This window comes from Desulfovibrio desulfuricans DSM 642, assembly GCF_000420465.1.
GTDB classification, from domain to species: domain Bacteria; phylum Desulfobacterota; class Desulfovibrionia; order Desulfovibrionales; family Desulfovibrionaceae; genus Desulfovibrio; species Desulfovibrio desulfuricans.
The window spans coordinates 164,278-188,240 of sequence record NZ_ATUZ01000013.1; the positions used below are offsets into that span (position 1 = coordinate 164,278).

At 59.0% G+C, this 23,963-nt stretch carries 27 protein-coding genes; 4 read left to right on the forward strand and 23 right to left on the reverse strand.

Going from position 1 to position 23,963, the window contains the following annotated elements:
* Positions 1–12: 12 nt before the first annotated feature.
* The 10 genes from acpP to G449_RS17755 all read right to left on the reverse strand — a co-directional run bounded on the left by acpP (position 13) and on the right by G449_RS17755 (position 6,757).
* Complete coding sequence (acpP, locus tag G449_RS0106235) at positions 13–246, reverse strand: acyl carrier protein (protein WP_022658452.1); 234 nt, start codon at positions 244–246, stop codon at positions 13–15.
* Between the two features lie 69 nt (positions 247–315).
* Positions 316–1,080, reverse strand: a complete 765-nt coding sequence (gene fabG / locus G449_RS0106240) for a 3-oxoacyl-[acyl-carrier-protein] reductase (protein ID WP_022658453.1) — start codon at positions 1,078–1,080, stop codon at positions 316–318.
* A gap of 164 nt (positions 1,081–1,244) precedes the next feature.
* A complete protein-coding gene (locus G449_RS0106245; protein WP_022658454.1) occupies positions 1,245–2,231 on the reverse strand; it encodes a beta-ketoacyl-ACP synthase III in 987 nt (328 codons plus the stop codon).
* Between the two features lie 15 nt (positions 2,232–2,246).
* Positions 2,247–3,281, reverse strand: coding sequence for a phosphate acyltransferase PlsX (gene plsX, locus G449_RS0106250; RefSeq protein ID WP_022658455.1), 1,035 nt, complete (start codon positions 3,279–3,281; stop codon positions 2,247–2,249).
* A complete protein-coding gene (rpmF, locus tag G449_RS0106255) occupies positions 3,281–3,463 on the reverse strand; it encodes a 50S ribosomal protein L32 (protein WP_022658456.1) in 183 nt (60 codons plus the stop codon). Before rpmF ends, plsX begins: the two co-directional genes overlap by 1 nt.
* Before the next feature lie 107 nt (positions 3,464–3,570).
* Entirely contained in the window at positions 3,571–4,140 is a 570-nt protein-coding gene (locus G449_RS0106260) for a YceD family protein (protein WP_022658457.1), read from the reverse strand.
* A 46-nt stretch (positions 4,141–4,186) separates the two neighbouring features.
* A complete protein-coding gene (bla, locus tag G449_RS16260; RefSeq protein WP_022658458.1) occupies positions 4,187–5,167 on the reverse strand; it encodes a class A beta-lactamase in 981 nt (326 codons plus the stop codon).
* A 43-nt stretch (positions 5,168–5,210) separates the two neighbouring features.
* Positions 5,211–5,858, reverse strand: a complete 648-nt coding sequence (locus G449_RS0106270; RefSeq protein WP_022658459.1) for a LysE family translocator — start codon at positions 5,856–5,858, stop codon at positions 5,211–5,213.
* Entirely contained in the window at positions 5,852–6,127 is a 276-nt protein-coding gene (locus tag G449_RS0106275; protein WP_022658460.1) for a GIY-YIG nuclease family protein, read from the reverse strand. The genes G449_RS0106270 and G449_RS0106275 overlap by 7 nt, the downstream gene beginning before the upstream one ends.
* Before the next feature lie 21 nt (positions 6,128–6,148).
* Entirely contained in the window at positions 6,149–6,757 is a 609-nt protein-coding gene (locus G449_RS17755; protein ID WP_022658461.1) for a hypothetical protein, read from the reverse strand.
* 167 nt (positions 6,758–6,924) lie between these two features.
* Here G449_RS17755 and G449_RS0106285 point away from each other — a divergent pair, with 167 nt between their 5' ends.
* A complete protein-coding gene (locus tag G449_RS0106285) occupies positions 6,925–7,599 on the forward strand; it encodes a tetratricopeptide repeat protein (protein ID WP_022658462.1) in 675 nt (224 codons plus the stop codon).
* A 252-nt stretch (positions 7,600–7,851) separates the two neighbouring features.
* On the forward strand, positions 7,852–9,948 hold the full coding sequence (locus tag G449_RS0106290; RefSeq protein ID WP_022658463.1) for a methyl-accepting chemotaxis protein: 2,097 nt from the start codon (positions 7,852–7,854) through the stop codon (positions 9,946–9,948).
* Between the two features lie 83 nt (positions 9,949–10,031).
* Here G449_RS0106290 and recJ read toward each other — a convergent pair whose 3' ends face one another.
* The 7 genes from recJ to G449_RS0106325 all read right to left on the reverse strand — a co-directional run bounded on the left by recJ (position 10,032) and on the right by G449_RS0106325 (position 15,660).
* A complete protein-coding gene (gene recJ / locus G449_RS0106295; RefSeq protein ID WP_022658464.1) occupies positions 10,032–11,765 on the reverse strand; it encodes a single-stranded-DNA-specific exonuclease RecJ in 1,734 nt (577 codons plus the stop codon).
* Positions 11,766–11,769: 4 nt separating this feature from the next.
* Positions 11,770–12,624: a tetratricopeptide repeat protein gene (locus tag G449_RS0106300; RefSeq protein WP_034605299.1), complete on the reverse strand. Its 855-nt coding sequence runs from the start codon at positions 12,622–12,624 to the stop codon at positions 11,770–11,772.
* 19 nt (positions 12,625–12,643) lie between these two features.
* Positions 12,644–13,366, reverse strand: coding sequence for an orotidine-5'-phosphate decarboxylase (pyrF, locus tag G449_RS0106305; protein WP_022658466.1), 723 nt, complete (start codon positions 13,364–13,366; stop codon positions 12,644–12,646).
* A gap of 172 nt (positions 13,367–13,538) precedes the next feature.
* Complete coding sequence (gmk, locus tag G449_RS0106310) at positions 13,539–14,147, reverse strand: guanylate kinase (protein WP_022658467.1); 609 nt, start codon at positions 14,145–14,147, stop codon at positions 13,539–13,541.
* Positions 14,147–14,401 (reverse strand): DUF370 domain-containing protein, encoded by a 255-nt coding sequence (locus tag G449_RS0106315; RefSeq protein WP_022658468.1) that lies wholly within the window; start codon positions 14,399–14,401, stop codon positions 14,147–14,149. Before G449_RS0106315 ends, gmk begins: the two co-directional genes overlap by 1 nt.
* Before the next feature lie 2 nt (positions 14,402–14,403).
* Positions 14,404–15,285 (reverse strand): YicC/YloC family endoribonuclease, encoded by an 882-nt coding sequence (locus G449_RS0106320; RefSeq protein ID WP_022658469.1) that lies wholly within the window; start codon positions 15,283–15,285, stop codon positions 14,404–14,406.
* A gap of 114 nt (positions 15,286–15,399) precedes the next feature.
* Positions 15,400–15,660 carry an FmdB family zinc ribbon protein gene (locus G449_RS0106325; protein ID WP_022658470.1) on the reverse strand — a complete coding sequence of 87 codons (261 nt, stop codon included), beginning with the start codon at positions 15,658–15,660 and terminating at the stop codon, positions 15,400–15,402.
* A gap of 308 nt (positions 15,661–15,968) precedes the next feature.
* Here G449_RS0106325 and G449_RS0106330 point away from each other — a divergent pair, with 308 nt between their 5' ends.
* Positions 15,969–16,550, forward strand: a complete 582-nt coding sequence (locus tag G449_RS0106330; RefSeq protein WP_022658471.1) for a DJ-1/PfpI family protein — start codon at positions 15,969–15,971, stop codon at positions 16,548–16,550.
* Positions 16,551–16,676: 126 nt separating this feature from the next.
* Here the strand turns inward: G449_RS0106330 and G449_RS0106335 are convergent, their stop codons facing one another.
* Entirely contained in the window at positions 16,677–18,149 is a 1,473-nt protein-coding gene (locus G449_RS0106335) for a MiaB/RimO family radical SAM methylthiotransferase (RefSeq protein ID WP_022658472.1), read from the reverse strand.
* 122 nt (positions 18,150–18,271) lie between these two features.
* Here G449_RS0106335 and G449_RS16270 point away from each other — a divergent pair, with 122 nt between their 5' ends.
* A complete protein-coding gene (locus tag G449_RS16270; RefSeq protein ID WP_245559836.1) occupies positions 18,272–19,312 on the forward strand; it encodes a M15 family metallopeptidase in 1,041 nt (346 codons plus the stop codon).
* A 199-nt stretch (positions 19,313–19,511) separates the two neighbouring features.
* Here the strand turns inward: G449_RS16270 and pgl are convergent, their stop codons facing one another.
* The 5 genes from pgl to G449_RS0106365 form a co-directional block, all read right to left on the reverse strand.
* Entirely contained in the window at positions 19,512–20,258 is a 747-nt protein-coding gene (gene pgl / locus G449_RS0106345; RefSeq protein ID WP_022658474.1) for a 6-phosphogluconolactonase, read from the reverse strand.
* 118 nt (positions 20,259–20,376) lie between these two features.
* Complete coding sequence (locus G449_RS16275) at positions 20,377–21,435, reverse strand: hypothetical protein (protein WP_022658475.1); 1,059 nt, start codon at positions 21,433–21,435, stop codon at positions 20,377–20,379.
* Entirely contained in the window at positions 21,432–22,193 is a 762-nt protein-coding gene (locus tag G449_RS16280; RefSeq protein WP_022658476.1) for a methyltransferase domain-containing protein, read from the reverse strand. The genes G449_RS16275 and G449_RS16280 overlap by 4 nt, the downstream gene beginning before the upstream one ends.
* A 193-nt stretch (positions 22,194–22,386) precedes the next feature.
* Positions 22,387–22,767, reverse strand: coding sequence for a RidA family protein (locus G449_RS0106360; protein WP_027180759.1), 381 nt, complete (start codon positions 22,765–22,767; stop codon positions 22,387–22,389).
* Between the two features lie 197 nt (positions 22,768–22,964).
* Complete coding sequence (locus G449_RS0106365; protein WP_027180760.1) at positions 22,965–23,903, reverse strand: bile acid:sodium symporter family protein; 939 nt, start codon at positions 23,901–23,903, stop codon at positions 22,965–22,967.
* Positions 23,904–23,963: the final 60 nt, after the last annotated feature.

A 23,963-nucleotide genomic window follows, 5' to 3' on the forward strand; every position in this document is an offset into this window, starting at 1 on the left:
TAACAAGCGTTATTATTGCTTGTTTTCGATGTAGCTGATGGCATCCTGTACTTTCAGGATCTTCTGGGCGTCGTCATCGGCGATTTCGATGTCGAATTCTTCTTCCATGGCCATGATCAGTTCGGTAAGGTCAAGGGAGTCGGCGCCGAGGTCTTCCACAAAGGAAGCAGCGGGCTTCACTTCTTCAGCGGTCACGCCGAGCTGGTCGATGATGATTTTTGTAACTTTTTCAGTAACGTCAGACATGGTATCCTCCAGATAAATTAGTGGTCTGCTTAACCCCGGCCCTGGCCGGGTGTCTTCCGTAGTAAATGCCTAGCAGTACATGCCGCCGTTCACTCCCAGCACCTGCCCGGTGATGTAGGCCGCCTTGTCCGAGGCAAGAAAAGCCACGGCCTCTGCCACATCTTCGGCGCTGCCCATGCGTCTGAGCGGGATGCTATCTGTGTAGCTCGCCCGTACATCGGCACTGAGTGTCGCGGTCATGTCCGTTTCGATAAAACCCGGCGTTACGGCGTTGACCGTAATCTGGCGGGCGGCCAGTTCTTTGGCGCAGGACTTGGTAAGCCCCAGGAGGGCGGCTTTGGCCGAAGCGTAGTTGGCCTGCCCCGCGTTGCCCATCTGCCCCACCACGGAAGAAATATTAACGATGCGTCCCTTGCGGGACTTGCTCATGATTTTTGCGGCTTCGCGCGTACAGACGAACGCGCCGCGAAGGTTGACGGCAATAACGCGGTCAAAGTCTTCGTCCTTCATGCGTATAAGAACGCAGTCTTTGGTAATGCCGGCATTGTTCACCAGCACCGCAAGATCAACCTTGTCCTTGATCTGGGTTGCGAAAAAAGTGGCCACAGCCTCGCTGTTGCTGACATCAAGTGCAAAGGCCTGGGCCTTGCCGCCAGCGGCGCAGATGTCGGCAGCGACTTTTTCCGCCTCTTCGGGTTTGCTGACGTAGGTGAGAAATACCTGAAAGCCGTCACGGGCAAGGGTTTGGGCAATGGCCCGACCAATGCCGCGCGAACCGCCGGTAACCAGGGCTGTCGGCAGTCCGGCTGCAGGGGAGGATTGCGCTGTGCTCATGCTTGTATCGCCTTTGTCTGAGTCCTGTAAAAAAGGAGACCGTATCCCGTGGATCGCCCTTTTGCGTTAATTTTGCAACGGCGCTGCCCAGCTTACGGCCTGGCCTGACTGAAATTCAGTATACATGGCGCTGTGCTGCGGGGCAATCCCGCAGGCGCATTGCCTTAAAAGCGTAACAATGCGGCACCCCAGGTAAGGCCTGCTCCAAAAGCCGTCATAAGAACGCGGCTGCCGGGGCGGATGCGGCCTTGGGCACGGGCTTCGGTCAGTGCCAGGGGAATGGAGGCGGAAGATGTGTTGCCGTATTTTTCCACATTGGTGAACACGCGATCGCCTGTCAATTCAAGGCGGCTGCCCACGGCTTCAATAATGCGCATGTTTGCCTGATGCGGCACCAGCAGGTCCACATCGGCGCCCGAAAGGCCGTTGCGCGCAAGCACTTCCTCGCACACGTGCACCATGTTGCGCACGGCATGCTTGTATGTTTCGCGGCCCTGCATGGTGATGAAAAAGTCTTCACCAACAGGTTGGCCAAGGCCGTACTGGCAGCGGGTGCCGCCGCCGACCACAATAAGGTCGCGCTGCACGCCGTCGCTGTGGCAAACCACGTCTTCAACGCAAGACATGGCGTTGTTGGAAGCGCTGCTCACAATGCAGGCCGTGGCCGCATCGCCAAAAAGCACGCACGTGGAACGGTCTGCCCAGTTTACACGGCGGGTAAGCGCCTCTGTGCAGACAAAAAGAATTTTGGCGTCAGGATCCTGCGCCAACAGGGCGCGGCAGATGGAAAGCCCGTACAGAAAGCCCGAGCAGGCCGCGCTGATATCAAAGGCCATGACCTTGCCCGCGCCCAGCTGTCCGGCAATGATGCAGGACACAGAGGGAGAGAGCACGTCAGGGGTGCAGGTTGCGCCAACTATATGGGTGAGCTCTCCTGCGTCCATCCCGGCTTCCACAAGCGCCTTGCGGGCGGCCTTGAGGCCGAGATCCGAGGCGTTTTCCGCATCGCCCAGCCTGTGGCGCTGTTTGATGCCGGTGCGGGTAACAATCCATTCGTCATTGGTGTCCACCACCTTGGCGAGATCGCTATTGGTCAGCACCGTATCCGGCACATAGGCGCTCAAGGCGAGCAGATGACAGAGTGGATTCATAGAAATACCGTAGGGTTATATAGCGCGGGAGAAACGTGTAAGTTCCTCGTTGGCAAGAATGGTTTCACCGAGGCGGCTGTTGGTTCCCTTGCGCACAAAGGTTCCACTCATCTTGATGGCGTTTGTCATGGCCTTGGCGCTGGAGCGTCCGTGGCAGACAATTGCCAGGCCCTGAAGGCCCAGCAGGGGAGCGCCGCCGTATTCTGCATAGTCAATGGTGCGGGCAAAGCGTTTGAAAGCGCCCTTGGCCAGCATGCCGCCAATGGCGGGCAAAACGCCGGACGTAAATACCTTCTTGAGCATGCGCACCAGAGAAGTGGCCAGCCCCTCGCTCATCTTAACGACCACGTTACCGACAAAACCATCGCAGACAACCACGTCGATATTGCCAATAAAGATGTCGCGCCCTTCTGCATTGCCCGCAAAGTTGAGGTTTTGGGCCATTTTAAGTAGGTCGTAGGCTTCCTTGACCTGACTGTTGCCCTTGCCCTCTTCTTCGCCAATACTGAGGATGCTCACACGCGGGGAGGCATAGCCCAGAAGGTCACGGGCAAACGCATCGCCCATGAGGCCAAACTGGAACAGATGATAAGGGCGGCAATCCACGTTTGCTCCCACATCCAGCACGACCACGGGATTTTTTTCCGTGGGCAGCAGGGTGGCAAGAGCAGGGCGCTCCACTCCGGGCAAACGCCCCATGATGAACATGCCGCAAGCCACCGTAGCGCCGGAATGTCCGGCGCTGACAACGGCATCCGCCGCGCCATCCTTGACCTGACGGCAGGCCACCTGGATGGACGCGTTTTTCTTGCGGCGCAGAATGTCCGAAGGCTTTTCGTTCATATGCACCACATCATCGGCCTGAACTATGTCGAAATGCACATTGGCAAGATCGAGCTTTTCGAGCTCGGCCTCCAGCTTGGGGGTGTCGCCCACAAGCTGGACATGCAGATCATAAAGCCTTGCAGCTTCTATAGCTCCCGGCACAACCACAGAGGGGCCAAAATCCCCGCCCATGGCGTCCACGGCAATGATGGGGCGCTCGTTCATTATTCGTTTTCGCTTTTGGCGATCACCTGGCGGCCTTTGTAGGTACCGCAGTTAGGGCACACGCTGTGCGGAACGGTTGGTTCGCCGCAGGAGCAGTAGATAACGGCAGGCACGGCCACGCGATCATGGGAGCGGCGCATGCCCTTGCGGGAACGGGATTTCTTGTTTTGCTGAACGGCCATGGTAGTCTCCTTTTCCTGTCTTGCGGAATGTTTGTGCGGGTTTGGGCGGCTTGGCGCACATGCCCGCCCGCAAGACACAGCAGATTAGTAAAAAAAATTGTGATTGTCTAGTTTTTGTGCAGAGTGAGGCCGCGCAATGCCGACATGCGGGGGTCGCCTTCATCTTCTGTGCAGGCGCACATGCCTTCATTAAGATTAACCCCGCATCCGGCGCACAGGCCTTTGCAGTTATCCCGGCAAAGGGGTGTCGGGGGTAAGGCCAGCATGAATTCTTCCCAGCAAATGGCGGCCATGTCCAGCATGGGGGCGTTGCGTTCAAACACAATGCGGCCTTCGGTCACGCCATCCATATCGGGCAGGGGGGCGTAATTTCCTTCTTCGTCTTCATCATCGCTGCCGCCAGGAAGACTCTCAAAATCTTCAAAGCGCGCGGCAATGGCCACTATGGAATCTTCCGCGCAACGGCTGCAAGGCAGAACAACTTCTCCCTCAAGCGTGCCGCGCACAAGCCAGCCGCCGTCCGTGGGCAAAACCAGAATGCGTGCGCACAGTGGTTTGCTCACGCGGCACTCCAGGTGGAATTCCTCCATGGGCTCCTGCCAGATGGCGGGGTCGTCCAGAGTAAATTCCTTGCCCTCGGGGGAAAGGTCATTGAGAGAAATGCGATAGTTCTGCATGTGATACCTCGAAAGTCGGACTTCATACCTTTGCTGATCAATCATGTCAATACATATTGTCAAGCGGCGTCGCAAGCCCTTCTGCGGCGCAGACCAGACGAGTTGCCTGGGCAAGGATTTTGTCGTTTCCCGATCCGGTCAGGCGCGATCCCGTGAGGTAGAGGGCCACAGTCCGCGGTTTGTTTTTGCCATTGCGGGCCTTGGCTGCTTGCCCGGGATTGCCCGGCGGCAACAGTACGCCCACATCGTTGGCGGTGCCGTTTTCTCCGCTGCCGCTTTTGTGCGCCGGGCGCCAGCCCTGCGGCGCTCCAGCGGGGATGCGCCCGGCCCCGGTTGCGCAGCCCAGCATCCAGTCCGTCAGCTGTTTTTGGGCTGGCGCTTTCAGCTGATTGCCGCAAAGCAGGCCGTTCAGGGTGCGGCACATGGCAATGGGCGTTGTGGTATCGCGCGCATCGCCGGGAATGGCTGTGTTCAGCTCCACTTCCCAGCGGTCAAGGCGAAACGTAGTGTCGCCAAAGCTGCGGGCAATGGTGGTCAAGCCCGCAGGGCCGCCCAACTGGGCAAGCACAAGGTTGGCAGCCGTATTGTCGCTGTGCTGGAGCATGGCTGCGCACAGCTCTGATACAGTCATGCCGTCTTCCAGATGCTTTTCCGAAACGGGCGACCAGGGCTGGATGTCGTTTTTGGCAAAATGGATTCTCTGTTCAAGAATATCCGGTTTGTCCCGCAGAACAGCTGCCGCCGCCAGCACTTTGAAGGTGCTGCACATGGGGAAGCGTTCATCCCCTCGGTACGACAATACGTTGCCGCCATTGCTGACACTGGCTGCCACGCCAAGCCTGCCGCCGCTTGACGCCTCAAGCTCGGCCAGCATTTTGGGCAGGTCTTTTGCGCTGATGTCGGGGCTGGCAGCGGCCAGTGCGCAATTGAAGACAGGCGCGCCCATCGCGGCTCCAAACATGGCAACCGGCAGGGCGCAAAGGCCAGCCAGAACAGAGCGGCGGGAGTAGCGGGAGCGTGAATGCATCAGCACACCTGTAAATTCATAAACGAGCGGCCCGCGTTGCGCATCAGCGCCCGCTGAGCATCAGGGCGGAAGCCAGCCCCACAAACACGCAGCCCGCCACGCGCTGCATCATGACCTGCCCGCGCTTTGAACGGTTGAACCATACGGCCAGACGGCCCCCAAGGGCGGCCACAGTCCAGAAAACCACGATGGTAGCCAGCATGAAGAGGCCGCCGAGGCTCAACACCTGCAAGGCCACGCTGCCGCGAGCGGGGTCGCAGAATTGCGGCAGAAAGGCCAGAAAAAATAGTGAAACCTTGGGGTTGGTGACGTTCATCACTATTCCCCGGCGATAGAGCGTCATGTAGCCGGGGAAGTTGCTGCCAGTGCTGCTGGCGGCTCCATCCGTCACATCTGTTGTGGATGCCCCGGCGCGAAACGAGAGCCAGGCAAGCCACAGCAGATAGCCCGCGCCCGCTACTTTGAGCAGGGTAAAGGCCAGGGCCGAGGTCTGAAAAATGGCGGCAACGCCCAGCGCTACTGCCGTAGTGTGAACGCACAGGCCCGTAACAAGCCCTAACGTGGTGATTATGCCAGCGCCAACACCAAAAAGAGCAGACTGGGTGAGCACAAAGATATTGTCCGGCCCAGGTGCAATGCTAAGCAGCAGAGCGGCGGCAAAAAAGGCCATCATTGCATCAGGTGTCAGCATGAAACACTCTCTCCATCAAGCAGAAATTGTAGTTTTTGGGGGCGCGGGCGTGATTTGACGGCCAGTTCAAGCCGTAACGCGTCACCTTTGCAGCCGCAGGCCCGGCTGGCAATGAGCCGTACGGGCCGCCGCCCCTGCGTGTAGCGCGCCCCGCCTGGAACCTGCCCATTGTGCTGGCCCAGACGGCGCTCCATATTTGTGGTGATGCCGCAATACAGCGTGCCGTCAGCGCACTCCAGCAGGTAGACGAGCCAAGGGCTGTCAGTCATTGCGCATAACCTCGGCGCGGCTCAGTCAAAGGCTCCGGCAAACCAAGCCGTCAGCAGGAACGAAACAGCCCAGTTGCCGATGCGCCATGTCCACGGATTGGGCAGGCGGCCCGTGCTGAACTGCCGCAGATCGCGCATAACGCCCATGACCGTGCCTATTATATGGAAGAAGACAAAGCCGATGCCCGCAAGAAAACCAAACTGGGCAAGGCAGACCATAAAAAGGGCAAAGGTCACACTGGCTGCAAGGCAACCTGTCTGGTCGTTGCCGCCCATCCACACGCGGCCAAGGTTCATGCCGCCTAGGCCTCCGGGCTGACCGAAGGTTCCACGGTAGAAAAATCTGCTGCGGTACTCTTGACGCCCCGACTCTGCCTGGCCCGAACCTGTGCCCGCTCCATCCTTATAGGGGCCGAAGCCGGGGGCACTATTCCACCCGTTGCCCTGCGCTCTGGCCTTGCCTTGTCCTGTTGTGTGCTGGCCGGCATTGCGTGAGCCTTCATGGTCGTGCAGAATTTCCACATCAACCACGCGCGGCGCGCCCGTCTTGCCCGCATCGCCCTCGGGCAGCGCAGCCTGTTCAGAAGTATCGGGTTGGTAGTGTCGCGGGCCGTTTGGGGGAACAGTCATGCAAAATCTCCTCAGAGCGCAAAAAAGGTTGGGCAAGCCCTGCGCCCTGCTGTGTTTGTGCCTTCTGCCAGCTACGGCGTCAAGGGGCGGCTTGCCAACAGCCCGCGCTGGTACTACTGTCTGGCCGTGCAACTCCGGCGGCAAAGCCGGAATCAAAGGAGACGTTTATGAAAAAAATAGGTTCTGCAATCCTTTTGGCCGCAGCGCTGGCCCTGGGTTCAGGAATGGGTGCTACAGTTCAGGCGGCTCCCGCCAAAAGCGCCGAGCAAACGCTGGATGAGGCTTGGACTGCGTACAATATCGGTCAATACAACAGGGTTGTGCAGATGGTGCAACCTCTGGCCGGCGATGGCAATCCGCGCGCTCAGGTGCTGCTGGGCCGCTGCTACGAAAACGGCCTTGGCGTGGCGCAGGATATGGAAACCGCTGCCAAGTGGTTTCGCATAGCTGCTGAGCAGAATTACGCCGAGGCGCAGGTGCAGTTGGGCTATCTGTATGAACTGGGCGCCGGGGTTCCCAAAAACGATACAGCCGTGGCCGATCTTATGAGCCGCGCCGCCGCTGCTGGCAATGCGGAAGCCCAGTTCAACCTTGCGCTTTATTACAGCCAGGGGCGGTATGGGTTTGCCAAAGATCAGGATCAGGCCTTTGCCTGGGCCAAGCGTTCTGCCGACCTGGGCTTTGCGCAGGCGCAACGTTACGTGGGCGCATGCTATGAATTTGGCGTAGGTGTGCCTGTAAATCCGTCAGAAGCCGCTGCATGGTACAGCAAAGCCGCAGCTCAAGGGCTTGAAAAAGAAGGCAATATCTTTAACACCGAACGCGTGTACACCATGCCGTAACCGATAACGCTTTTTTATTGCAAGGCGATGCCCCCGAGTTATTCTGACCGGGGGCATCTTGTTTTTTGAAAGCAATCACTGAACGATTTCTGCCCATTGCCATAAGGGTCAGAATCGTTCATGTTGAGGTATCCGTTAGTCTTGGCTCGTGCAGGCATGAGTGCGTTTTGCCCTATTGCATATCCGAAATATGACGATAAAACTGAAAACTGTTCCTTTTTTCAGAACGGGCGTCAGGTACCGGGAGGCACTATGAAGCTGGGTCTTTTGACGAAGATGTCACTGTACATCCTTATTCCATCCATGCTTGGCCTGGCCCTTGTGGCTGGCATAAGTCATCGTATGTCTGAAGACGCATTGCGAAAGCAGACCCGGCAGGATATTGCGGCCATTCTGAAAGGGCAGGAAGTGGGCCTGAACGCGGTCTTTGTATCCATGAAGGAAGCGCTTGCCCAAATTGCCGAAAATCGCCGCCTTCGCCTCTTTCTTGAAGCTTATGCCAATGGCGCTCCCATTGACCACAACGATGAGCTTTTTCTCCACGCCCATGACGCCCTCAAGAACTTTACCGATGTGAACAGCAATATTGCCACATGCGGCCTTATTGCTCCTGACGGCAAAGTCATTATGCACAGCAAAAAGGGCGATACGCAGCAGTTCAGCAGCACTATTGGCGAAGATTTTTCAAAGCGCAGCTATTTTATCAACGGCATGAAGGGCGTGGTCAGCTCTGTGGGGCTGGTCAGCGTGGCCACCAAAAAAATGACCACCATCATCGGCATGCCCGTTAAGGACAAAGGCAAGATAGTAGGCGTCATTTACGGGGGTACAGACAACGACAAGCTGGCCAACGCCACCACAAACAAGATTGATCTTGGTGATGTGGGCCTGGCCTTTGTTATCAATACGGAAGGCGTCATTGTACAGCACCCCGACCTGAAGCGCATCGGGCAGAAAGAAACAGGCTCGGCCTGGGTGACGGAAGTTCTTAAAAACAAAAAGGGCCGCCTTGAATTTGTGAATGCCGAAGGGCTTGAAAAAATTCTGTATTATACAGATATGCCCGATGAAGGCTGGATATTGTGTCTGGAGCTGGACAAAACCCTTCTTTATGAGTCCATCAGCGACATGCTGGTCAATAACGTGCTGACGGCGGTGGCTTGCGCCCTTGTGGTAGGCATCGTCATCTTTTTGAGTGTGCGAAGTATCGTGCACCTGCTGGGCGGGCTTTCCGGCATTGCCGAGGCCATTGCTGGCGGCAGGCTCGAATGTTCCGCGGCGGAGGAGCGGCTGCTGCGAACATCTGAAAAAAGAGGCGACGAGTTCAGCGTACTTTCATTTGGCATGGAACGCATGATGGCCAACATCAAGCGCCTGCTGGGCGAGAGCGAGGAAAAAACCGCTGCGGCGCATAAGGCCACAGAACAGGCACGTCAGGCAACTGAACGCGCAGAGCAGGCCGCCAGCCAGGCGGAAAACGCGCGCAAAGAGGGCATGCTTGCTGCTGCGGGGCAGCTTGAAGGCGTGGCGGATATCCTCGCTTCGGCTTCGGCGCGGCTTTCCGAGCAGATAGGGCAGTCAGAGAAGGCTGCCTCAGAATCAGCGCAGCGCCTTACCGAAGCGGCCACAGCCATGAACCAGATGAACGCCACGGTGCAGGAAGTGGCCCGTAACGCTTCGGCTGCTTCGTCCACCTCCGAGGAGACGCGCAGCAGCGCTGAAAATGGTTCAAGCATTGTGCAGCAGTCCCTGCAAAGCATCGGACAGGTGCGCGAGATTTCGCACGGGCTCAAGAGCGACATGGCGGAACTGAACGACCATGCTCAGGCAATTAACCGCATTATGAACGTGATTTCTGACATTGCCGATCAGACCAATCTCCTTGCCCTCAACGCCGCCATAGAGGCCGCCCGTGCTGGCGATGCCGGGCGCGGTTTTGCCGTGGTGGCGGACGAAGTGCGCAAACTGGCAGAAAAAACCATGGCCTCAACCCATGATGTCGGCAATGCCATCAAGGCCATCCAGACCAGCACTGCCAAGAGCGTGGAGGTTATGGAAGTTGCCTTGCGACAGGTGGAGGTTGCCTCTGATTTTGCGGGGCAGTCTGGCGAAGCGCTCACCCACATTGTCAACAGTGTGGAGCTTGCGGCGGATCAGGTGCGCGCCATTGCCACTGCCAGCGAGCAGCAGTCTGCCACCAGCGATGAAATCAACCAGACCATAGTGAAGATTAACGATATCTCCATGCAGACCGCCAGAGCCATGGACGAAGCGGCCCAGGCCGTGACGGATCTTACGCGTCAGGCCAAGGCCTTGAGCGACCTGATTGCAGAAATGAAGCGGGGATAACGCGCCTCACATACTGAAGAAGGGGCAGCCCGGCTGATTGGTGCCGGGCTGCCCCTTTATGCGTCTGTTGCAAGACTGGACGGTCAGGCTGGCCGCCAGTCCTTGATGGCAATATCTACCGAGGCAATGCCGTTGTAGGTGTCGATGCGCGGTGTGTAGGCCACAAGAATGTGCTTGTTGATGAGGGAGGCGGGCAGTTCGTCAGCCATGCGCCAGGCCTTTGCAGAAAGGGTAATGCCGCTGGCGCTGTCCGTCAGGCGCAAAAGCACGTGTTCCCTGCTGCGCCCAAGAAAAGAACGTTCCTTGACCAGCAGCGGGGGCGACTGGAATACCGGCTCGGGATTGCCGGGGCCAAAGGGCTGCAACAGTTCAAGTTCCTTGAGAAAGTTGTGATCACCTGCCAGCTTGAAGCCCAGCTCGCATTCCAGCGTGATGCTGGGAAGCAGCGGGTTGGGGCCAAGCACTTCTTCCGCCACAGCGTCGAACCGTGCGCGAAATTCCTCCAGCCTTTCCGGCGCAAGGCGTACGCCCGCCGCCTGACGGTGCCCGCCAAAGTTCAGCAGGCAATCTGCCGTGCGGGTCAGCCCTCCGTGCAGATCAAATTCGCGCACGGAGCGGCCCGAGCCTTTGAGGCTGCCCTGATCGTCGCATACGATGATGGTGGGGCGGTAGTAATCTTCCACAATGCGCGAGGCCACAATGCCCACGATGCCGGGGTGCCAGTCCTTGCCGTAGAGCACAAGGCCAGCGCGCGGCCCGCGCGACAGGATGTCTGATGCCTGCGCCTTGGCTTCTGCGTAGATGCGTTCTTCTTCCTGACGGCGGGCCAGATTGAGTTCGTCCAGCTCCTGCGCCATGCCTGCGGCGGCAACGTGATCTTTTTCGCGCAGCAGGCGCAGGGCCAGCTCGCCCTTGCCCATGCGCCCAGCGGCGTTGATGCGCGGCGCAAGGCGAAAAACAGCCTGTCCGGCGCTTAACGCCGCCGCGGCGTTCATTCCGCTAGCAACTTTCAAGGCCGCCATGCCGGGCCGTTCCGCCCGCGCAATGCGGGCAAGCCCGCCGCGCACGAGCACGCGGTTTTCTCCGGTGAGGGGCATGACGTCCGCAAGGGTGCCCAGCGCCACCAAATCAAGGCAATCGCCCATGTTGTGCTTTTTGCCCGTATGCGGGGCAAGGGCGGCGTTGACGCCCCCCATAAGGTAAAAGGCCACGCCCACACCAGCAAGGTGCGGGTAGGGCAGATCTTCTGCGGCGAGGATGCGGGGGTTGCAGATGGCGTGGGCAGGGGGGAGCTCTTCGGGCGGCAGGTGGTGGTCGGAAACCACCACAGTCATGCCAAGCTCCCGAGCGCGTTGCACTGCCTGCATGTCTGAAATGCCGCAGTCCACCGTGAGCAGCACGCCGCAGCCCTGGGCGGCCAGCGCCTCAATATGCGGCACGTTAAGGCCGTAGCCCTCGCTGCGTCTGTCGGGGATATGCCAGTCCGCGTGGATGCCGTGGCTTTCAAGCACATCCAGCACCAAGGTGGCGGCTGTCACGCCGTCCACGTCATAATCGCCCCAGACTGCCAGTTTTTTTCCGGCCAGCAGTTCAGATGCCAGCAGACTGGATGCTTCGGGCAATTGGGGCCAGCGGTCAGGGGGCGTGAGCGTATCAAGCCGGGCGGACAAAAAGGCGTCCATGGCATCCCTTTCGGAAAGGCCACGCCGCCAGAGAATCTCAAGAAGAAGGGGCGAGATGGAGAGAGCATCTGCCCATTGCCGGGGCGGCGTGGGGCAGATGTTTTGCACAGGCTCGCGGATCAGCCAGTTTTTCAAAGCGTTAGCCCGCCGTTTTGGGTTTCTGCGCGGCCCCGTTTTGTGCGGCCTGAAGTGCGGCGCGTACTCCTTCTAAGCGGTCGGCGGGTACGAGCTGTTTCTGAATAAGCCATGCCAGGAATTTGAGCGAGGTTTCGTGCCGTGGGGCCAGCTCAAGCGCTTTCAGCAGATAATCAACGCACTGGCCGATATCTTTGAGTTCAAGCAGTACGCGGGCCATGTTCATGTACAGGTTTTCGTCAGTGGGCGAAAGTTCAAGAGCGCGCTGGTAGTATTCAAACGATTCCTGCAACATCTTGCTTTTGCGAAGATTGATGCCAAATTCATTGAACAGGTGCTTGTGCTCTGGCTCGAATGCGGCTTCGAGTTTTACCAGGCGCTGAAAAATGTCCTGCGCCTTGGCGTTGTCGCCCCGCTCAAGATAGGTCAGCCCAATGCCAAAGTTGGCCCGCACGTTTTCTTCATCCACCTTGAGGGCGCGCGTGTATTCAAATTCGGCGGCAAAGTTTTCGCCATTTTCGCGATGTTCGTCGCCGTTATCAATGCTGCGCTGCATCTCCTGCATTTTGGGGAAAACGGAATTGAGGTAAAATTCCGGCTCGGGCGAGAATTTGGAAATAAGCTCGTCCAGGGTGATTTTGCGCTTGGGGCCGCTGGGCACATAGTTGGTATTGAGCGGTTGGCAGTCAATTTCCTTGCCGTGCTGCTCTATGAACCAGAAGGTTTTTTGCACGGTCTTGCGCGTGGTCGTGCCAGTACCCACCCTGCGGACTTCCTGAGTGGAGAAGACCCCGCGAACATCGGTTTTGCCGCTGTTGTGGGAATCGCCTTGCGCGCTTTTGGGCGTTTGACCGGCCATGCTCATCCTCAATACTTCTTTATGTGTGCGCGGAGGCCATTTCCTCCGTAATCTGCCGGGCCATTGCCAGCGGGTCCGGCGCAGCCGTGATGGGCCTGCCCACAACCAGATAGTCAGCTCCTGCCGCAATGGCCAGAGCGGGCGTCATAACGCGGCGCTGGTCGCCAGCGGCGGAACCCGCAGGGCGGATCCCGGGGCAAAGGCAGCGCAGGCCGGGGCAACTGGCCTTGATGGCTGTAGCCTCATGCCCTGAGCAGACCACGCCGTCAAGCCCCCACGGCCCCGCCTGACGGGCCAGAGCCAGAGCAAAATCGGCGGGCGAGGCCTCGATGCCGGGCATTTCGCCGGGCGCAAAACTTGTAAGCACTGTCACGCCAAAGAGCAGGGGGCGCGGCCCGGAAACCCCGGCTGCCGCCTCAGCCGCTGCACGGCACATGCGTTCACCGCCCTGGCAGTGCAGGGTCAGCATGTTCACCCCAGCCGCCGCCGCAGCTTTGACAGCCTGCGCCACGGTGTTGGGGATATCGTAGAACTTCAGGTCAAGAAAAACGCTGAAGCCCATTGCGGACAGTTCTTCCAGCAGGCCGGGGCCTGCATGGGTGAACAGCTCCATGCCCACCTTGCACCAGGGAACCGTGCCGCGCAGTTTGCGCGCCAGCGCGAGTGCAATCTGTTTTTCGGGCAAATCCAGAGCTACCGCCAGTTGTGGCCGATGCTGCGGCCTGTGCTGCTGCGTGGGCATGTTGCTTCCTGTGCTGCTGCTCGCGGCCAGAAATCCGGCTGTACGAACAAAATATGCGGTTTCAGGTCTTTTGCCCCAACACGCATGCCGTGCTGCGGCGGGGGCGGATCATTCTTGCTGGCGGTCTGCGGAGCAGCCCACAGCAGAATCTGTCAGTACCGGTCAGCGCGCATCAGCGGTTGAGAATCTCATCCAGCAGGTGCGGATTGCGCGCAGGTGCAAGCCCCGCAGCCACATACACCGCCCGCAGGGTATCGTAGGCCTGATCCAGATTGTCGTTTACAATGACAGAATCATACCATCGGGCCTGAAGAATCTCTGACCTCGCGTTGACAAGGCGGCGCGCAATAGTTGGCTCGTCATCCAGCCCGCGCCCGCGCAAACGGTTTTCAAGCTCGTGCAGGCTGGGGGGCAGGATAAAGGCAAACGTGGCTTCCGAAAGGGAAAGCTTGAGCTGCGCCGCGCCCTGCACGTCAATGTCAAAAAGCACGTCCTGGCCCTGATGCAGCTTTTCCTTCACAGGAGCCAGCGGCGTACCATAAAAATTGCCGTGAACCTCGGCCCATTCTGCAAAATATCCCTGTGCACGCCGCAGCTCGAATTCTTCGTGGCTCAGAAAAATGTAGTCCTTGCCGTCCACTTCGCCCTGACGCGGTTGCCGCGTCGTGCACGAAACCGAGTAGCCAATATGCGGAAATTCCGCCAACAGGCGTTTGACCAGTGTGGTCTTGCCTGCGCCAGACGGTGCGCTCAGCACCAGTGCTATGCCTTCGCGGGGCATCAGTCCCCTTCCTCTTGCGCAAAGCGCTGACTGATTGTTTCCGGCTGGATGGAGGAAAGTATGACGTGGTTTGAATCCGTCACCAGAATGGAGCGCGTTTTGCGCCCCTGGGTGGCGTCAATGAGTCTTCCCTCAGCCCGCGCGTCTTCGCGAAGGCGTTTCATGGGCAAAGATGCAGGGCTGACAATGCCCACAACCCGGCCCGCCAGCACATAGTTGCCAAAACCAATATTGATAAGACGTTCGCGAGGCATGTTTATTCCAGATTCTGAACCTGCTCGCGGCATTTTTCCAGTTCGTTTTTAAAATCAACCACCATGCGCGAAAGCTGCACATCAGGCAGCTTGTTGCCGCATGTATTGATCTCGCGGAAGCACTCCTGCAAGGTAAAGTCGAGCCGCCGTCCGGCATCGCCGCCGGTTTGCAGCAGGTCGTGCAGGCGCGCCAGATGCGTGTTGAGGCGCGTGAGTTCTTCGCTCACATCCAGGCGGTCTGCCAGAATGACGGATTCCTGCAAAAAGCGGCCTTCTTCCAGCTCCTGCCCGTTCTGGGACAGGGCCTCGCTCAGGCGCTCACGCAGGGCATTGGCGCGTTCTTCCTTGATATTGGGAGCGCGGTCGGCAATAAGGCCTGTCCATTCTTCCATGCGCAGTATGCGGGAGTGCATGTCGGTGGCAAGGGAGCGGCCTTCGGCGGAGCGGGCCTCGTTCCAGTCTTCCAGCGCAAGGGCCAGGCCTTCTTCAAGGCAGCGGGCGGTGTCTTCGTCCAGCTCCTCGCCGCTGTCGCCCCAAAGGGAAGGGATCTGCAACAGCGCGTTGAAGTCGGGAACATAGGCCTCGCCGCGAGCATCAGCCAGTGCCTGCAAATTATCAAGCATGGCTGCTGCCTGCACCATGTCAAACCGCATGGCAGGGGTGTTGCCCGGCGCATACTGCAAGACCAGGCTCACATCCACGCGCCCGCGCGAGGCATAGCGCCGCACCACTTTTTCAAGGCGCGGTTCAAGGCTGCGTATAGAGAGAGGCAAACGCCACTTGAGGTCAAGATGGCGACTGTTGACGCTTTTAACCTCCCACTGCTGGGTGGTGTAGTCGTTTTCCACCAGGCAGCGGCCAAAGCCGGTCATGCTGCGGAGCATAGCTTCCTTCCTGCTAAAGATATGCGTCAGTGTAGAGCAAGGGGCTTGCGAATGCAACAAATGCCCTTGGCCCGGCGCTGCGGGTATGCATTTTTTATTTTTAAAATCAGCGTATTATGCCTGCGATCCGCCGGAATTTCCGCTGCAGCCGCCGCAGCCGCCGCCAGCCGCGCAGGAGGGGGGCATGCCTTTGCCCATGGGGCGCACCGGGCCGGGCTTGTAGGGGAAAGCCCCGGTTTTCAGCGGGCTGGGTACGCACATCTGCTTTTCTGTGGCGGGGGAGCTGCACTTGGGGCAGGCGGGTACTTCATCGCCAAAAACAAGATCTTCAAATTTATTGCCGCAGGCCGTGCAGACAAAATCGTACATGGGCATGATTATTCTCCTGATTCGTTGCCGGAATGAAACCCTTGCGGCGGCATACCGCAACATGGGGGGCGCCAGAATAATTACTGTTGAAAATGTTCTGAAGCTTGCGCAGGCCGCTGCGGTCAGAAATCGACCAGCCTCCCAGGTGCGCAATTGTGCGGGCCAGGGGGCGTCAGGGGCTTGCCCACATGCTTTGTGTGCATATATAAGTATATATACGGTCAAGGCAAGGGCGGTGTTTTGCCGCCCGGCCGCCGCGCAACAACCGGTCTTGGCGACCGCGTTAACGGGCCGCTCCCCGTTTGGAGGATCATATGAAAAAAATTCTGGTGCTGGCTGGCGACTATGTTGAGGATTATGAAATCATGGTGCCTTTCCAGATGTTGCAGATGCTGGGCTATGAAGTGCATGCTGTCTGCCCCGGGAAAAAGGCTGGCGAAAGTGTGCGTACGGCCATCCATGACTTTGAGGGCGACCAGACCTATTCTGAAAAACGCGGACACAACTTCGGTATCAACTACGATTTCGACAAGGTAAACACCGCTGACTACGCAGGTCTTGTTATTCCCGGTGGCCGCGCTCCGGAATATCTGCGTCTGAACCCCCGCATTCTGGAAATCGTGCGCGAATTCAACGACGCCAAAAAGCCCATTGCCGCTGTGTGCCACGGCCCGCAGATTCTTGTGACGGCTGGGGTGCTGAAAAACCGCAGTTGCACTGCCTACCCGGCGGTCAAACCCGATGTGGTGGACGCCGGGGCCATCTGGTGCGATTTTAACGAAACACTCACCAGCGCCACTGTGGACGGCAACCTTGTTTCTGCCCCCGCGTGGCCTGCCCATCCCGCCCTGATCGCCGAGTTTGTTAAGCTGCTGGGCGCGAAGATCAGCATCTAGCCTGCTTGCGGGGGGCCTGTAAGGGGTTCACCGAAAGAGCAGCACAGGTTTATACAGATAAAAGAAAAGGAGAGCCATGCTCTCCTTTTCTTTTATGCAGTGTACAGAGGCACTGAGGCGCTGCGCTTATTTTTGTTCTATCAACTCCACCACAAGACCTTTTTCGGTAAGGGCCACGGGGCGTGCGGGCAACAGCCCCGCATCCGCGCCGGGTCTTTTGCCTTGTGCGGGCAGGCGGATGGAGCAGCCGGCGTAGTATTCATTCACGCCTTTCACTGAGTTCTTCTTGTTCTTGCCCGCAGATTCCGGCGTGGGGGCCGCATCCGTTGCGGAGTCCGCAAATGCCTGCGGATTGTCTGCCGCCACCAGCATGCGGGGCAGTTTGAGCTGTTCTGCCAGAAATGCCTGCTGCTTGCGGCCCACGGCTTCGCGCAGGCGGGCAGCGCGTTCAAGCTTGATGCTGTGGGGAATCTGCCCGTCAAAGCGGTCTGCCGCTGTGCCGGGCCGTCGCGAATACGGGAACACGTGGGCGTAGCTCATGGGCAGGCGGTCGATCAGCTCCAGCAACTGGCGCATGTCGTCTTCCGTCTCGCCGGGAAAGCCCGCGATGATATCGGCGCCCAGGCCCATGATGGGCCAGTGCGAGGCCAGCGCGCTCACGGCATGCTCCAGCATGGTCGGGGTGTAGTGGCCGCGCCCCATGCGTTTGAGCACCGCCTGACTGCCGTGCTGTAAAGAAATATGCAGATGCGGGCAGAGCATGCGGCAGGCAAGCAGGGCGTCCAGCCCCTGCTGATTGAGCTGGCCGGGTTCCAGCGAGCTGATGCGCAGCCTCGCCTGCCCGGCAAATTCCGGCGCAAGAGCCGCGTCAAGCGTGCGCAGCAGATTCCAGAAGTCGCCCGTATCCGTGCCGCGTCCGTACTGGCCCAGATTGATACCTGAGACCATGATTTCCGCATGGCCTGCCTGCAACAGACGGCGCGCCTCGGAAACGACTTCATCCACCGGGCGGCTGCGGGGTTTGCCGCGCGTAGAGGGAACAATACAGTAGGTGCAGCGGTGGGCGCAGCCATCCTGCACTTTCAGTACCGGACGGGCGCGCTTGAAGGCGGAAATCTGAAATGGCGGAAATGCCTGCTTGCTTGCTTGCGCCTCGGCCTGTGCGGGCGTCAAGGCGGCAACTGTGGCCGCAGGTGCTGTAGCCTCCATCACCCCGGCGGACGGGGTGACGCCCTCGCCGTCAAGGTCGGCCCATGGGCCATGCAGCAGGCGGCTTTTTTCTTCCTGCGGCACCAGCAGATCAGGGGCGGCCCAAATGGCGCCGGGGCGCGGTTTGTAATCGGCAAAGAGCCGCGCCGCGCAACCGGTAAGAATCAGGCGCGAGGACGGAGCCTCCCTGCGCAGGCGGAACACGGCGTTGCGCGCGTCCCTTTCGCCTTTGGAGGTGATGGCGCAACTGTTGACGCACACCACATCCGCCTCGGCAGGGGCGCTGCATTCCACGCCGCCCTGGGCAAGCCAGGCTTCGCGCAGTGATTGGGTTTCGTACTGATTGACCTTGCAGCCGAACGTGACCAGATAAAATTTCCAGGCAGACATGGCGCAGATGTACGCAAAAGCGCTTGCCTTGACAAGCCGGGGGCGGCTAGGGTGCCTTCATGCCAATATTGCTGCTTTTTATTTTTTTGTGCTGTGCCCATGTCGTGCATGCCGAGACGGCTGTGTCATCGAACGCGCCCGCAACTGCGTCTGCCAATGCAGCGCCTGCAAGCGGAGCCACTGGGGCGGCTGCTGCCAACGGTCTGATTGACGCCGCAGATCTGCCCGCAGGGCTTGATGATGCCGCGCAGGTGGATTTTTATTGTCTGCGGCGGGCCTATCCGCAGATTACAGGCATGACGACGGACGCGCAGGGCCAGTGGCTGGTGTTTAACGATGGCCGCCGCGTGCTGTATGGCGCTGCGCCGGGGGCGGTTCCCCCGGCTGGCTCGCATGAATCCGAGTGGGTAGTGAGCGTGCGGACGAGCATGGCCGAGCCCTATCCTCTGGAGCCGCAGCGGCCCGATACTCCTCTGGGTGTTTCGCCGGGGCGGCGGCGCTCCTACGATCTGCTGCAAGCCCTTTACGGATCCACGCCCAAGGCTGTTGGGGGGCATCTGGTACAGGCCCGCCTGCTGGGGCAGCATCTGCATCTTTCGCCCGCAGCGGCGCAAGCCATGAACAGGGCAAACGCTCATCTTGCCCCGCAAGCCGCTCAGGATCCTCGCCTGAAAACCCTGCTGAAAATGGACGGCGGGTTTGCCTGGCGGCGCATTGCGGGCGAGAACCGCTTGAGCCCCCACGCGTTCGGCATTGCCTTTGACATCAGCCCCGGCATTGCCACCTATTGGCGCTGGAGCAAACTGCGCCCGCACCCATTGCAGCAAAGCTATCCCTCCGCCATTGTGGAAGCCTTTGAAAACGAGGGCTTTATCTGGGGCGGAAAATGGCACGAATATGACCTGATGCATTTTGAATACAGGCCGGAAATCATCTGCAAGGCCCGCGTGTGGCAGGGGTTGGAGCCTTTGCCCAAACAGGATATCCAGCAGGAATCCGTACAGGAGGCAGCCCCGGATATCGCGCGGAAGCCCGCGCACAAGACAGTACGGAAGCCCGTGCAGAAGCCGGAAAAGGCCGAAACGCCGCCTTCAGAGCAGCAACCCGCCAGTCCTGCTGTGGAGGCAAAGCCTGCTGGCGACGATGCTGCCATCGCTCCGTAACGCAGGCAGAAAGAAAGTTTTTCCGCTTATACAACTTGCAGGCTGATAATAAAAAGCTCCTTGAAAAAGGAGCTTTTGCGTTTCAGTATTGCCGCATTTGATGGAAGGCGCAGGGGCCTGCATCTGCTTGCCGGGGGGATCAAATCAAAACCACCCGATGGCGGGTGGCTTTGATTGAGATATCCGTGAATGGGGTGGCTTACACGCCTCGGGCGGCGGCTTCGTCCACAACCCAGATCAGTTCGCCAAATCCGGGGCGCACCTTTTGTGCGGGCAGGGTGGGTTCGGCCAGCAGGTTGAGCGCGCGCGAAAGCACATCGTGCTTTTCCTTGCCGGTCACGAGGAACATGCAGCAGCGGGCGTTGTTGATGACAGGAAGGGTGAGCGTGAGGCGGTCGGCCTTGCGTTCAGGCACGTACTGGTCAATGACAAGGCGCTTGCGTTCGGCAAGGGCGGGCGAATTGGGGAAAATGGAACCCGTGTGGCCGTCTTCTCCCATGCCCAGCAGCATAAAGTCAAAGCGGGGCAGTTCCTGCGGGCCGAGATTGAATTCGGCGCGGATCTGCTGCTCGTATTTGACGGCGGCTTCAACGGGATCTTCCTCGCCGCGCATGCGGAAAAAGTGCATGGCAGGAACCATGCTCAGCAGTTCGCGGCGCGCAAGCCCGTAGTTGCTGTCAGGGTGATCAGGGCCAACGCAGCGTTCATCCACCCAGTAAAAGGTCATTTTGTCCCAGGGAAGACGGTCGGCCCAGTCTTTGCCCGCCAGCAGGCGGAAAAGTGGCGTGGGGGTCTGCCCGCCGGAGAGCGCGATTCTGAAAACACCCCTGTCGGCGATGGCTTCTTCGCAGGCTGCCGCCAGAATGTGGGCGGCGCGTTCGGCCATAGCGGCAGGATCTTTATGGATATGCACCGTAAGGTGTATGGAACGGCTGAGGCCCGACATTTTGCGGCTCCTTGAGTTTATGTAGGCTGGCACGGGCGTTGTGCGGCCCGCCAACCTCATCACTATGACACATTCGCCTGCGCGAGAAAAGGGCATAGTGGACAGGTGACTGTGAAAACTACTGAAATTCTTCCAGCAGATCAGGCGCTATGGCAAAGTGCAGCATCTCTCCATTGGCGAGGCCCAGGGTTTTCCACGAAGCCTCGCAGGTAAGTTTGCGCGCCGCCGCAATGGATTTGCCAAGCGGGCTTGTGCCGTCAACTTCAATTGTCCATCTGCGTTCAAACGTATCACCCGGAAATGTGGGCTGCACGGCATTAAGAAAACGCTGCATCAGCTCCCTGCCGTCTGGCGCAAAAATTTTGACCGAAATATCCACGTTGTTGACGGGGATTGTGCTGATGTTCTTGCTTTGCACGTCCACCACAACAAGAAGAGTCTTTCCGTCTGAAATCAAACCTGCGCTGGCTGTGCAGGCCTTGAGAGGAAGTGTATCTTCCATGCGTTTTTTTATCTTGGCATTTTTGTCAAGAAGCAGTTGCCGTTGCGCGACCATGCGCTCCATCTGGAACTCGCGGTACTGGCGAACCATCTCCTCGGCATTGACCATGTCGTCCAGCTTCCATCCCTCTGGGGTTTTGTCCATGCGCAGCAGCAGTGAAAACTGTTTGTTCAGCACGGGGTGGCGAATTTGCGCGGCTATCAGCGCTGTATTCTCCGTGGGGTTCTGCAAGGTCATGGTTGTAAAAAACTGGGTAAAAAAGTTTGGCGGCAGAACATACAGGGGGGTTCTGAGGCGCACCAGTTCGTCAGTTTCTTCCTTGACGGGTTCTTCCTTGACGCGCGCCTGCTTGAGCAGACCGACCTGAATCATGTCGCTCAGATCACGCAGCTGGTTTGGCCCTTTTTTTAAAAAGGGGTAATGCTCTGCAACGGCCTTGGCCAGGGGGAGGGAAATGGCGTCAAAGTTTACGCGTTGCGCCAGTTCTGCAGGTTTGGCCGGGTGCAGTGCGTCCTTTATCTGCGCAAAGGCAAATTCGGCAGTCTGCCTGTACTGGTAGTACCGCCAGCCGCTGTATCCGCCCACCGCCGCCAGAATCACAAGCAGCACTGCAGCCAGCGCCAGCAAGTGCTGGCGTATGAATGCCACAATGGGGGTAATAAAGGACAGGTTCATGGCGCTTTCCTCTCTGTGTCGGCAGCCTTGGCCTGAGATTTGTGGCCGCATTCCAGAACAGGCTCTGCGCGGCGCATGCGCCTGCGTCCGAGCCGTAAAGGCAGCGGCGTGACCGGGCGGGATTTTGCCATGTCGATACGGATAATGCCCCATGCTCCCACGGGCAGCCAGGGCAAGACCCTGTTGCAGCCGGAAAGGGCGCACGATGCATTCCATGTGCCCTGCGGCCCGGCAAGAACACTGGCCCCGCTGATGCGGCCAGCCGAAAGGCTCCTGAGCGCCCGCCATATCTGCCACCAGCAGAAGGTCGGGCCGGGCCATGCAGTTTTGCGGCCGCCAAGCAGGTGGAGCATAAAGGGAAGCGAAGCCGAGTTCCAGAATGTGAGGGCAAGGCCTGCGGAGGCCACGCGCAGAGATTCGGCTATGGCCTTGCGCGTGCTTTCGGTGCTGGGTGAAGCAAGGTGCAGCACAACCCAGTCAAAGTCGTCATCATCAAAGGGCAGGTGATCGTCAGCGGCGGCCAGCACTTCGGCGCGGTCAGCCATGCGGCTTGCCTCCGCCCGCAACTCGGGATTGTGCTCCGTGGCGGTCATGTCAAAGCCGTATTCCCACAGCAGGGGCAACAGCTCGCCGCGCCCGCAGTTCACTTCAAGCAGGGTGCGGCTACGGCGAGGCCAGGGGGCAAGGCAGTGCTGCACAAGCTGCTTCTGCATATGCAGGGCATACTGCCCTGTGATATCCGACTGTCGGTCATCCATACCACGCCTCGCATTTGCCGTTAATCTTCTGCATATTCCACTATTTTACAGCATCTGTAAATCGGCAAAGCACCCTGATGCGGCGGTGTTGCCGAGGCGTCAGGTCACAAACAAACCGCAACGCGGCTGCTTGCAAACAAGAGCCGCGTTGCGGTTGAAGACCGGGCCATGCCGCCCGTGTTGCGGCTAAAAATTACAGCGTGGCAATGGCCTCAATTTCAACCTGCGCGCCAAGCGGCAGCTTGCTGACCTCAACGCAGGAACGCGCGGGGCAGGGGGCCGTGAAATACTTTTTGTACACTTCGTTAACAGCCGCAAAGTTGCCCATATCGGTGATGAATACTGTGGTTTTAACCACATTGGCGGCGGTCAGGCCCTGTGATTCCAGCAATGCCATAACGTTTTTGCAAGCCTGTTCCGCCTGAGCGCTCACATCGCCTTCCACCAGCTTGCCGATGGCGGGATCAATGGGAATCTGACCGGAAAAGAAGAACATGTTGCCGGTCTTGATGCCCTGACTGTAAGGGCCGACTGCCCCGGGGGCCTTGCTCGTGCTGATGACTTCCTTGCTCATGGCGCTTCCTTCTTCAAGATTGCTGGTAAAGGGTGAAGGTACTGAGCCGTCGGCCTGCTGCAAGGTGTAGCCAATGGCATAACCTGCCAGCGGCGGGCGGCTGCGGACAACTTGGCACAGCACCGCGCCAGAGTCAAAGCCCGGCAGCTCGTGGCGTGGCGTTCGGTCTGGGGAGGCGGCTCTGCTCCGGGCTTCGGTTACGGGTTCGGTTTCAGCTTTTTACCATGAAAGTAGTTTGAAACCAGCGCGCCAGAAATATTCTGCCATACGCTGAACAGCGCGCCAGCAATGGCTGAAACCGGAGAAAAATGCGCCAGTGCGAGGGCTGTAGCCAGGCCGGAGTTCTGTGTGCCGACCTCAAAGCAGAGAGCGCGGCAGCGGGGTTCATCAAATTTCCAGATGCGGCCCACGGCATAGCCAAAGGCCAAACCCAGCAGGTTGTGGCACACGACGACCAGAAAGATATTGGCGCTGGCCTCAAGGATGTTCGGGGCATTGATGGCCATGATGCCAGCCACCACCAGCGTGATGGTAAGCGCCGAGATCGGGGGCAAAAAGGGGATGGCCCGCTCGGTAAGCCTGCCGCAGTAACGGTGCGCCGCAATGCCCAGAATAACCGGGATCACCACAATTTTAAGAATGGAAACGAACAGGGCCCCCATGTCTACAGGAACCCACACGCCGCCCAGCAGCCATGTGAGCACCGGCATGAGCGCCAGCGCGACAACGGTTGTCAGCGAGGTAAGCGCCACGGAATACGGCACGTCGCCTCTGGCAATAAAGGTCAGCACATTGGAGGCGGTGCCGCCGGGGGCCGTGCCCACAAGAATGACGCCCATTGCCAGATCGGGCGGCAGGGCGAACAGATGGCACAGCGCAAAGGCCAGCAGCGGCATGCAGCCGAACTGGGCCAGCAGGCCCAGAAGCAGGGCGCGCGGCTGGGAAAATACCATGCTGAAATCCTTGAGCCGCAGGGTCATGCCCATGCCAAACATGATGCACCCCAGGAGCGGCGTAACATGCGGGGCCACCCAGCGGAACAGCTCCGGCTTCCACAAAGCCAAAGCCGAGCATGTCAGAATAAGCGCTCCCATGTAACGGGTAAGTGCATTGCCAGCGCGCTGTAAGATACTCAACCTTTGTCTCCTGTTGCGCGGTTTTCTGCCGCAATGGTGTGAGGCGCATACTGGCAGAGA

Coding starts and splice junctions, on each gene's coding strand:
- acpP (WP_022658452.1), bottom strand. CDS start 246: ATGTCTGACGTTACTGAAAAAGTTACAAAAATCATCATCGACCAGCTC.
- fabG (WP_022658453.1), bottom strand. CDS start 1,080: ATGAGCACAGCGCAATCCTCCCCTGCAGCCGGACTGCCGACAGCCCTG.
- G449_RS0106245 (WP_022658454.1), bottom strand. CDS start 2,231: ATGAATCCACTCTGTCATCTGCTCGCCTTGAGCGCCTATGTGCCGGAT.
- plsX (WP_022658455.1), bottom strand. CDS start 3,281: ATGAACGAGCGCCCCATCATTGCCGTGGACGCCATGGGCGGGGATTTT.
- rpmF (WP_022658456.1), bottom strand. CDS start 3,463: ATGGCCGTTCAGCAAAACAAGAAATCCCGTTCCCGCAAGGGCATGCGC.
- G449_RS0106260 (WP_022658457.1), bottom strand. CDS start 4,140: ATGCAGAACTATCGCATTTCTCTCAATGACCTTTCCCCCGAGGGCAAG.
- bla (WP_022658458.1), bottom strand. CDS start 5,167: ATGCATTCACGCTCCCGCTACTCCCGCCGCTCTGTTCTGGCTGGCCTT.
- G449_RS0106270 (WP_022658459.1), bottom strand. CDS start 5,858: ATGCTGACACCTGATGCAATGATGGCCTTTTTTGCCGCCGCTCTGCTG.
- G449_RS0106275 (WP_022658460.1), bottom strand. CDS start 6,127: ATGACTGACAGCCCTTGGCTCGTCTACCTGCTGGAGTGCGCTGACGGC.
- G449_RS17755 (WP_022658461.1), bottom strand. CDS start 6,757: ATGACTGTTCCCCCAAACGGCCCGCGACACTACCAACCCGATACTTCT.
- G449_RS0106285 (WP_022658462.1), top strand. CDS start 6,925: ATGAAAAAAATAGGTTCTGCAATCCTTTTGGCCGCAGCGCTGGCCCTG.
- G449_RS0106290 (WP_022658463.1), top strand. CDS start 7,852: ATGAAGCTGGGTCTTTTGACGAAGATGTCACTGTACATCCTTATTCCA.
- G449_RS0106300 (WP_034605299.1), bottom strand. CDS start 12,624: ATGGCCGGTCAAACGCCCAAAAGCGCGCAAGGCGATTCCCACAACAGC.
- pyrF (WP_022658466.1), bottom strand. CDS start 13,366: ATGCCCACGCAGCAGCACAGGCCGCAGCATCGGCCACAACTGGCGGTA.
- gmk (WP_022658467.1), bottom strand. CDS start 14,147: ATGCCCCGCGAAGGCATAGCACTGGTGCTGAGCGCACCGTCTGGCGCA.
- G449_RS0106315 (WP_022658468.1), bottom strand. CDS start 14,401: ATGCCTCGCGAACGTCTTATCAATATTGGTTTTGGCAACTATGTGCTG.
- G449_RS0106320 (WP_022658469.1), bottom strand. CDS start 15,285: ATGCTCCGCAGCATGACCGGCTTTGGCCGCTGCCTGGTGGAAAACGAC.
- G449_RS0106325 (WP_022658470.1), bottom strand. CDS start 15,660: ATGCCCATGTACGATTTTGTCTGCACGGCCTGCGGCAATAAATTTGAA.
- G449_RS0106330 (WP_022658471.1), top strand. CDS start 15,969: ATGAAAAAAATTCTGGTGCTGGCTGGCGACTATGTTGAGGATTATGAA.
- G449_RS0106335 (WP_022658472.1), bottom strand. CDS start 18,149: ATGTCTGCCTGGAAATTTTATCTGGTCACGTTCGGCTGCAAGGTCAAT.
- pgl (WP_022658474.1), bottom strand. CDS start 20,258: ATGTCGGGCCTCAGCCGTTCCATACACCTTACGGTGCATATCCATAAA.
- G449_RS16275 (WP_022658475.1), bottom strand. CDS start 21,435: ATGAACCTGTCCTTTATTACCCCCATTGTGGCATTCATACGCCAGCAC.
- G449_RS16280 (WP_022658476.1), bottom strand. CDS start 22,193: ATGGATGACCGACAGTCGGATATCACAGGGCAGTATGCCCTGCATATG.
- G449_RS0106360 (WP_027180759.1), bottom strand. CDS start 22,767: ATGAGCAAGGAAGTCATCAGCACGAGCAAGGCCCCCGGGGCAGTCGGC.